Source organism: Arsenophonus sp. ENCA (genome assembly GCF_002287155.1).
Lineage (GTDB): Bacteria > Pseudomonadota > Gammaproteobacteria > Enterobacterales > Enterobacteriaceae > Arsenophonus > Arsenophonus nilaparvatae.
This window is the reverse complement of record NZ_NHNG01000238.1, coordinates 1-1,617: the sequence shown is the minus strand read 5'-3', so window position 1 is coordinate 1,617 and position 1,617 is coordinate 1. Positions and strand designations below refer to the sequence as shown.

General features: G+C 37.8%; 2 protein-coding genes and 1 pseudogene. All 3 read right to left on the bottom strand.

Annotated elements, in window-relative coordinates; translation table 11 throughout:
• Positions 1-447: 447 nt before the first annotated feature.
• Positions 448-831 (bottom strand): transposase, encoded by a 384-nt coding sequence (locus tag CBG25_RS06155; RefSeq protein ID WP_290605335.1) that lies wholly within the window; start codon positions 829-831, stop codon positions 448-450.
• Between the two features lie 186 nt (positions 832-1,017).
• Entirely contained in the window at positions 1,018-1,149 is a 132-nt protein-coding gene (locus CBG25_RS06150; protein WP_290605333.1) for a hypothetical protein, read from the bottom strand.
• 229 nt (positions 1,150-1,378) lie between these two features.
• Positions 1,379-1,495: pseudogene (locus CBG25_RS06145) on the bottom strand (transposase); the annotation flags it as partial.
• Between the last annotated feature and the right edge of the window lie 122 nt (positions 1,496-1,617).

Sequence of the window (1,617 nt, the reverse complement as noted above, 5' to 3'; positions counted from 1 at the left end):
TGGGGGCTGCACTGCGTCATGGCTGGCCTGCTTTCGCACAGTGGTTCGCAGCGTGTTTTGAGCGTGCAATGGGCTATAACGTCCAGTTCACGCCTAGGAATTTCAAAGATCCTGAGGCCGTATGAAACACGAGTTTCGCACAGGCATATAAAATTCTAAAAATGGCTTAAAAGCAATGATTAATCTGCAAGTTACTAAAAAACATAAATTTTCTTAAATTACAATAAGTTGTATTTGATTTATAAGGTTTTGACTATTTATATATCATGCTGAATTAAACTTAAAAATAGAGCGTTTTTTTATTGGTGCGAAACTCGTGTGAAATAGGGATCACAGTCGGTAAGATTTGCTGTTTTTTTCAGCACAAGAGGGAGTGAGATCATTATTTGTTGGCTAATCGACTGATTTTTGAACGAATTTGCTGAATTCAGGCAGATCTTCCCTGCATTACATCACGTAACGCATTCGCGCTATTTCCACTGCGTTAGCAACCAGATCCTTTGTTACCAGCCCATACAAGACCCGCTGATAGACCATTTTCCCGCCACACAGAATACATTTAAAAGGGTCCGTATTGAGCAGTGCTTGGCTGAGGCTGGAAAATGTCACTACTTTTACAGGTTTTTTCTCTTCCTGAGCCAGTGCCTTTTTTACCTTCAGCAATAATGTTCCCACCACTCGGTTTGCGAGAAAACCAAAGTACCGCACCATCCGAAAGTGTTTCTCCGGGATATGTTTAATCAGTCGTAAAATTAACTCACGTTGTGGTAATTCTAAATTTTCATGATGATGTGTGCGATGGTTAAGAAAACGTAGACACGAGTTTCGCACCAATAAAAAAACGCTCTATTTTTAAGTTTAATTCAGCATGATATATAAATAGTCAAAACCTTATAAATCAAATACAACTTATTGTAATTTAAGAAAATTTATGTTTTTTAGTAACTTGCAGATTAATCATTGCTTTTAAGCCATTTTTAGAATTTTATATGCCTGTGCGAAACTCGTGTCCCTATTTCATACGGCCTCAGGATCTTTAAGCGTGTTGCTTAATAGTGAAATAAGGGTGTTTCGGTGATTGAAGTAAATTTTACGCTGTTCTGAGATGGAAATTCCAAAGACCTGCGCTAAGGAGTAAGAAGGTATCATCAATAAAGGGTCCACGAGTTTCGCACCAATAAAAAAACGCTCTATTTTTAAGTTTAATTCAGCATGATATATAAATAGTCAAAACCTTATAAATCAAATACAACTTATTGTAATTTAAGAAAATTTATGTTTTTTAGTAACTTGCAGATTAATCATTGCTTTTAAGCCATTTTTAGAATTTTATATGCCTGTGCGAAACTCTTGGTAGAGTTATACGGGATCCGCCGTCATAGTGGGCCAAACGGCAACCTGATACCGGTGGCTTTTTCAAATAGCGTCCCAGATATTTTGCAGTCCGCCACGCATTTTTTGTCGGTTTAGCAAAATGGACATGCCAGTAAGGCCCATTCCCAGTCGAAACGCAACAAACCCATAAAACGTTATGCAGCCATTAGATGAGCTAAAAATACTTCATTTGGAGAAAAATAGCCCAACGATTTTCGTCCCCGAGTATTAAGTATGTGCTCA

Coding starts and splice junctions, on each gene's coding strand:
- CBG25_RS06150 (WP_290605333.1), bottom strand. CDS start 1,149: ATGATACCTTCTTACTCCTTAGCGCAGGTCTTTGGAATTTCCATCTCA.